General features: G+C 32.9%; 2 protein-coding genes. Both read left to right on the forward strand.

Translation table 11 applies throughout. From position 1 onward, the window contains the following. Position 1 precedes the first annotated feature (1 nt). Entirely contained in the window at positions 2–1750 is a 1749-nt protein-coding gene (locus tag PSF42_RS17330; protein WP_272680422.1) for a ShlB/FhaC/HecB family hemolysin secretion/activation protein, read from the forward strand. A gap of 42 nt (positions 1751–1792) precedes the next feature. Further along, positions 1793–8434 (forward strand): two-partner secretion domain-containing protein (locus tag PSF42_RS17335; RefSeq protein ID WP_272680423.1); only part of this gene is annotated, 6642 nt, incomplete at its 3' end.

Raw genomic sequence — 8434 nt, forward strand, 5'->3', positions numbered from 1 at the left:
TATGAAAAATAAATATATATTAGTGGTATTGTTTTTATTAATATTTTTATGTGGTTATTCAATTTATTCTTTAGCTAATACGGATGCGGGGAATATGTCAGATTCTACAAGGGAATTAGATAAACTGATCCGTGAAAGAAATATTGACAATATTAATAAAGAAAAATGGATTAATCGAGAGATTAATAATAATAATAAAAAAATAATAGAAAAAGATTATGAATTAGAAAAAGAATTAGATAACGTTAAGTATCTTATCACATCAATTGTGATAGAAAATGATGATGTATTTGCTAACTCAAAAAAAAGAAATAATATACTCAAAAATTATACTGGTAAAGAGTTAGGTAAAACCGAAATTTTAAAATTAATAGGTGATTTGACTGATTTTTATATTGACAAAGGATACACTACAACACTTTTAACTCTCCAAGAGGGAAATTTAAACTCAAAAGAGCTTCGGTTAATGGTTCTCTGGGGAAAAATTAATGATGTATTAATTGATGGTAAAAATCCTACTTTTTTTCAAAAGATGAGAGTGAACAGTGCATTTCCTTTTTATAAAGGTAAAGTATTAGACATATCTGATGTCGATCAGACCTTAGATAACCTTTTAAGAATATCATATAAAGCAAAGATCAGGGTGTTAGCAGATGATGAAATTGGATTTTCCAATTTAGATATTGAAAACCTAGAATATGATTATATTAATGGCTCTTTGAAGTTAAATAACTCAGGAAGAAAGGAGTCAGGGTGGAATCAGTATAGTGGGAACTTTAGCGTTAATAACTTTATTGGCTTTAATGACATTCTAGGTTTTTATTACGGCTACAATGAGTTAAAACAAAAGGCAGATACGCAAAATTCTTGGTCAGTATCATATTCAATACCATTTGGTTACTCATCTTTTGATGCATCTTATTATCGTTCAGAGTATGAGAAATTAATTGGTGGAAACTTTGGTGGATATAAAAGCGATGGTAATTCAGAACGTTATTCATTTAAATTTAATCATGTTGTTTTTCGAAACAGTGAGCATAAATTATCACTTTATACTGCTTTAGATGTTAAAGATAACCTAAATAGAATACAGAATTTAATAATTGATGTAAGTAGTAAGCGTTACAGTAATATTTCTATTGGGATGAATGACGTTACAACAATATGGGATGGTGGAACTTATTGGGATCTATCTTTTACGAAAGGAACGCCTTGGTTTGGCTCTGCCTGGGTTAATGATCCTGATTTAAAAGGTTTTGATATTAATTTTGTTAAAATGAATGGTTTGGTTAGTTGGTCGAAAAATATTTATCAATTTGATAGGTTTTCTATTAGCTATGATTTAAATACATCATTTCAATACAGTAATAATATATTAGTTAGCGATCAAAATATCACCATAGGGGATGAATATTCTGTTAGAGGTTTTAAGGAAGAGTCTATTTCTGGAAATAATGGTGGATATATTTCAAATACTCTAAAATTTCCATTTTATTTTAATGGTTTTGGCGGGGTTATGGCAACACCATTTTTTGGTTATGATGTTGGTTATATTAAAAATAATTGCAGCATCTATGTAAATAAATGTTCTGGGGAATATATATCAGGAGGGGCTCTAGGCCTTAGATTAAATCAAAAATATTTTTCATCATCTTTGTCAGCAGGGTGGCCTTTAATAAAGCCGAAAAGCTTACGTAACAGGGATGTTGATAACCTTGCAATATACTATCGTATCGGTGTCAATTTTTAATAATTTATTTTAAACAAAATTAATTTTTATTAGGAATCTAAATTGAATAAATCTAATTCAATAGCTTCTTCTTATTCTGCGAGTAAGAAGTTCTTTAAGCTATCTCCAGTTTACTTGGCTATTTTTACAACCGCATTTCCTATTCAGTCATTATCTGCAATTATACCTGGCGAAGGAGCTGGTGATCTTAATGTTAATCAATCTGCAAATGGAACACCTACTATTAATATTGTAGACCCAAATTCTAATGGTATTTCTCATAATAAATACCAAGAATTTAATGTCGATAAAAATGGTGTGATTTTTAATAATAGTAAAAACGATGGTGTGAGCCAGACGGGTGGTTTTGTTATAAAAAATAACAATTTAAATAATGAAGCTAATGTTATTATAAACGAGGTTGGAGGTGTTAAAGGTACTCAGTTGAATGGCACAATGGAAGTATTTGGTAAAAGTGCTGACCTTATTATAGCGAATGAAAATGGTATCGAAGTTAATGGTGCTAAGACATTAAATGCAAATAATCTCACATTGAGTACTGGAAAGGTTGAACTATCTGATGGGCAGTATTTACTGAATGTCAATAAAGGACAAGTAAATATAACAGGAAATGGTATTTCTACCGATGGTTTGTCAAATTTTGAGATTATCAGTCGTGCAATTAAACTAGATGGGCAGATAGCAGGAAGTGCGGATGTTAAATTATTAGCAGGAAGTAATAAATATAACACCTCAAAAGGTACGTATGTTAAAACCGGGGCTAGCGGAGAAAATAAACCTGTTGTTGCCATTGATGGTAGTGAACTCGGTTCTATCTATGGAAATCGAGTTGAGCTTATTAGCACTGAAACTGGTTTGGGGGTACATCATAAAGGAAGTATAGTTTCTCAGTCTTCATTAGATATTACAGCGGATGGTGATTTAAAATTAACGGCTCTGCAATCTAAAAATAGTTCAGTTAAACTTAACGGTGAGAATATCACTATCAGCAAAAATAAAGCAGGCTTAGGTGGAATCTCTGCAAAAAATAATGTTGATATTCACTCTAAAAAAACGTTGACGCTTGCTGCTGATTTAGTTTCTGAAGAAGGAAAAATAGATATAGCAGCAGATAGATTTTTACAGCAATCCGCAGGTATTTTTGTTAAAAATTCTAAATATCCAACTGAAATTGATAGCATCATTATCAATGTAAAAGGGGAATATATTTTAGAAGGGCAATTATATGCCACAAATAGTAAAGGTGAGGTTATTCCTAATGCTAAAATTAATCTTCAAGATGGTAATTATGTTGTATATGATGGTAACGGGACAATTGTAAAAGATGCAATGATTTCCTCTACTTCCACAACTATGGCGGATTCAGGAAATATTAATGTTAAAGCTGGTAGTCTGACAAACAACAATGGTGTATTTATTGGAAGGTCAGGAAGCTTAGTTTTTGATATCACCGATATTTTTAATAATGATGGAGTTCTTTCTGCATCTGGTAATCTGCATATAACATCAAAAACTCTAAAGAATACGAGTATGTTAACTTCTCAAAATTCGGTGACATTAGAGTTAAATAATTTATTTAATTCAGGTGTGATTGTAGCTGAAGAAGTTAATGTTAATTCTTTAGAAATGAAAAATGATGGTGAGATAGTTGCAAAAAATGGTTGGCTGAACCTCAAAGTAAGCAAAGAAATTGATAATTCGGGACTTTTACAAGGACAGAATGTTAACATTAATACTAAAGATGGTCGCCTGATAAATAAAGGTACCATTGCTTCAGGTAATAATCTTAATATTAACTCTAAGGAAATTGATAATAGCAATAAAATTAATGCAAAGAATGAGTTGAATATAACATCTACGGGTAATATTAATAATTTTAAGGGTTCCGAAATAATTTCAGGAAATAAGCTTACTCTGCAAGGCGCGGGAGAGAACAGCATTAATAACCAAGGGAGGTTGCAAGGTGAAGATATAGATATTTTAAATTTCAACACTTTAGAAAACTCCGGAGCTATTATTTCAAATGAAAAATTAGTTATTGATGAAACTAATTCTATTAAAAATAAGGGAAGTGATGCTGTTATTCAAGGGAACTCAATCCTAATAAGTAATGCCAATGATTTAGTCAATGAACAAGGATCTAAAATCAATTCTAAAGACAAATTAAAGATAAATAAAGTCAGTGAGTTAACTAATAGTGGTGCTATTTATGCGGAAAATCAGTTATCATTAACTGATATTAGAGAAATAAATAACCAAGATGGAAGCATAGTTTCTGGAGGAAATCTAGAAATAAATAAAGTAAGTAAATTGATAAACAGTTCTGCTAATTCCAAAGATGGCGGTATCTATTCTAATCAAAACTTAGTGCTTACAAATGTAGATGTGGTTGAAAATAAATTAGGTGCAAAAATAGTTTCTGAGAATGGAAATGTTTACTTAGAGGATATTAATGCTATATCAAACTTAGCGGGGAGTTTGATCGCAGCCAGCAATAACATTATATTTAACAATATAAAAAATATAGCTAATTCAGGAGAGGTTTCCGCTGAGAATAATATTAAATTTAGCAATGTAGATACATTAAAAAATAATGGTGGTGTCATATTGGCAGGTAATGACTTAATTCTAAGTAACATTTCTGACTTATTGAACATACATGAGGGGCACATAAAGGCTGGTAATATAAAAGCTGATGATATTCTATATTTAAAAAATGAAGACTCTTTTATTGATTCTGATGGAAACATTTATCTAAATGTTAAACGAATCGATAATATATCTACAAATAATAATTTTAGAGTGGATGCATATATTTCAGCTCAAAATTCAATGCATATTGTAGCAGAGGATGTTAATAATAAAACAGCTTTAATTGATGCGATAAATGAATTGGAGATTAATGCTGCAAACTCTATCTCAAATACGGAAGGCTCTGAAATTTATGCCGATAATAATGTTGTAATAAAAACCAATAACCTACACAATAATAAATCAAATATAAAGTCAGATGGTAATATTCATGTTGAAATTTATCAAAATATAACAAATAACGATGGTTATATTATAGCAACGAATGATTTATATTTCAAAATTAACAATGATTTTATCTATGACAAAGATAGCGGTTATTTTCAAGTCAATGATGCTAATGGAAGTATGAAACTAGAAAGTGAAGGCTCAATAACGGTAAATAAGGTTTTAGAGTCCTCTGCTGCTATTCAGCTCTATGCTACAGGTAGTATTACTAATACTAGCGGAATTTTAAGTGGTAATAATGTTCATTTGGAAGCGAATGGAGATATCACCAATGAAAAAAATGCGCTGATTTTCTCTAGTAAAGAAGTTAATATTATTACTGAGAATGGAACATTTTCTAATAATGAAAAAGCAAATGTATCTGCTATAAGTGATATTAATATTACAGCAGAAAATGTAATAAATAAGGGAGGTAAAATACGTTCTGAAAAAAATATAAATATAGAGTCTAAATATTTAAAGAATGAAACAACTATATATAATAAAGATGGTGAGTGGGATTACAGTAATAGCCAGCAAATTAATGGGCAACATACGCAACCGTCATGTGGATGGGGAGGGTTTGCTACTTGTAGCTATTATATCTCCGGCAGTATTCCAAATCCTGTAGGAATTATTGAAATAGACGATCAAGCAACTATTTCTGCAAAAAATGAGCTTAATATCAACAAGCAAAACAAATATGAAGGTGGCCAAAAAACGGAAAATAAAGGGGGAACAATTCAATCTGGTGGAAACATGTTCATCAGAGGGGATTTGACGAATGAAGCACTTAGTATTTCTATAGGTTATGATTCAATTTTAGATAAGCAACTAAGTGATCCATTAGTGGCAAAGTATCATTGGTCAGCGATTGGTAGTAATACAGAAACGCAAGAGTTTTCAACACTTCACGAGTTCATTGACTTTATTTTATCACCAGAGTCCGATGAAAATTACTTAAAGGCGACAAAAAAAGTTGGTGATGAGACGATATTTTCTGCACATATGTCACAGTTGTTTGGCGCATCTTGGAAAGCGAAAAACAAAGAGGATTTACAAAATGATTGGCAAAAATTAAATCAACGTGATCCAGTAACAGGTAAACCAGAATACTCCAACCTTAAGTTTTATGCTGTCTCGGAGCAAAAAAGTGTTATTGCAGCTGGCGGAAATTTGCAACATGTAGATGGCAGTTTTAATAATGGATTAGATAAAGAGCTCGCAGTTGATAAGCAAAGCAATGAACATGTTGTTATAGAGAAAGTGGGTGATCAGGAGATTAACGTTAATAATTCTTCTTATGATGTGACAACCAGTAAAAAAGATATTTCTAGGCTTGAAAACCAATCAGGAATCACAACTTCAAATACTTATGAAGAAATGGCAAAGATGCCGGGATTATTTGATAAAAACAATGACATAGTTGGTGGCTATGCGAATCTACAGCCCAGTCCTGATCCAAGTGAAAATATACATGTGTTGTATGAGACTCGTCCTGAGTTTATTAATCAGGATGCGTTTTATGGTTCCGATTATTTCTTTCAACAAGTCGGTTATGAACCTACTGAACCCGTTATTGTTCTTGGAGATAACTATTTTATTAGTGAAGTAATCCGTCGTGAAATTGATGATTCTGTCGGTGCATTTTTCTTAACTCGTGATGGGGTAGAAGGTGCTGATTTAACTAAACAATTGATGGACAATGCAGGTACTGTGAATGGTGCAGATGAATTTGTTATTGGTGAGCCATTGACCCCTGAACAAATTAACAACCTTGATAAAGATATTGTTTGGTTTGTAACAGAAGATGTTGAAGGTGTCCAAGTATTAGTTCCTAGAATTTATTTAGCTCCTTCAACACTAGAGGAAATTAAGAATGACTCATCTAACGCATCAGCAATTGTTTCTGCTGGTGGAGATGTGCAAATTGATGCAACAGAAGTTAACAATGTAAATGGTTCGATTAAAAGTGGCGGTAATGTTGATATTAAATCGGAGAATAATATTGTTAATTCATCGGTTGGCCAAAATGGTGGGATAGTAGCTGGTGGTAATATATCTCTTGTCTCTGAAACTGGTGATATTCATAATTCAGGTGCAGCACTAAAGGCTGGAGAGAATATAAAAGTAGAGGCAAAAGAAGGGGATGTGACTTTAACGGCCAGTACTGGATATAACGACCAAGGTAAGAAAGTGACACATCGTTATGATGATGCTGTAACTGCCGGAGGCAATATTGATATTAGCGGAAATAATGTCACTGTTAATGCTGTTGATATTGAAGCAGATAAAGATATTTCGCTAACAGCCAAAGATGGTGATGTCAAATTTAATAATCTCTATGATGTTGATTCTAGTTATGATTCTGAGTATACATCATCAGGACTACTGACAAGTACTCTCAAGGAAACCACGACGTCTGAGGCAAAAAGTGTTGAGTCTACGGTTAAGGCTGGTGGAAATTTAACTATTAATGCCTCAAACGATATTGTGATGAAAGGAGGGGAATATAGTGGGGAGTCTGGGAATATCAATGCAGGTGGTAATATTGATGTTCAGGCTACCCAAGATTATAGCTATTCAGAACAAGTTGATTCTTCTTCAGGTTTCGTTCTTGGTGCTAAGGTGTCCGGGTTCGGAAAATCTGCAGAGTATGATTCCTATAGTGCAGAAGGCACTAATACAACAGCTGAAAATGGGACTCATAATAATAAAGAGTCGCAAGTTTCGAATGCGGGAAGTAAACGACCAGGCTCTGCGCCAACAACTGAAACCGGAGGATTTCAAGCAGGGTTTAAAACTGAAACTACTACCACGACAGAAAACAGTGTGACGAACAATAATGCTTCACTGAACTTCGGGAATGACCTTACGATTAAAGCAGGTGACACTGTGGATATTGGAGGGGGAGACTTTGAAAGTGATTCAATCAAAATAGAAGCGAATGAACTGAAATCCACTAAATATGAGGATACGACGAGTAAAACGGTTACTCATGAGGAAACATTCATAGGAGTCAAAGCTGAAGCCCATTCAGATGTTATTGATGCATATGATAAAATTGGTAACAAAATTGAGCAAGATAAAAGCGGTAAAGAAATAAACGCAGGGCTTACAACTGCAGAAGTTGCCGGAGAAGTCACAAATGTTATTTTTGGTGATATTGCGGGTACTTCAGTTAGTGTTGGAAAAGATAAAACATCTGATACGACTCAATCAACAACCTCTAAAGAAAATATTACGACGATTAAAGGAAATAATATTGAAATTAACACCAAAAGTGATGCGGAATTAAATGGTGTTAATATCACGGGTAATAATGTTGATATGGATATTGGTGGCGAGCTTATTGTTAACTCTGCGAAAACTGAATACACAGAGTCTTCATCTTCAAATTCTTTATCTGTTGGTTTAAGTGCTGGAGCATCGGTTGGACTGACGGGAGGAGGAGTTGGTGTTTCTATCGATGCGAGTGAACAGAAAAGTTCATCTAAAGAGTCAGGAACATCTTATACAAATAGCAATATTACAGGGGATAACGTCACGATTAAGACTGGTGGTGATTTATCATTAACTGGAGCCAATATAAACAGTAATACTGCGGATATTGATGTGGGGGGTGATTTAAATATTACCAGTGTGCAAGATACTGTTAATCGTAAT

This window comes from Providencia sp. PROV032, from assembly GCF_028484875.1.
In the GTDB taxonomy this organism is placed as follows: Bacteria; Pseudomonadota; Gammaproteobacteria; order Enterobacterales; family Enterobacteriaceae; genus Providencia; species Providencia rettgeri_E.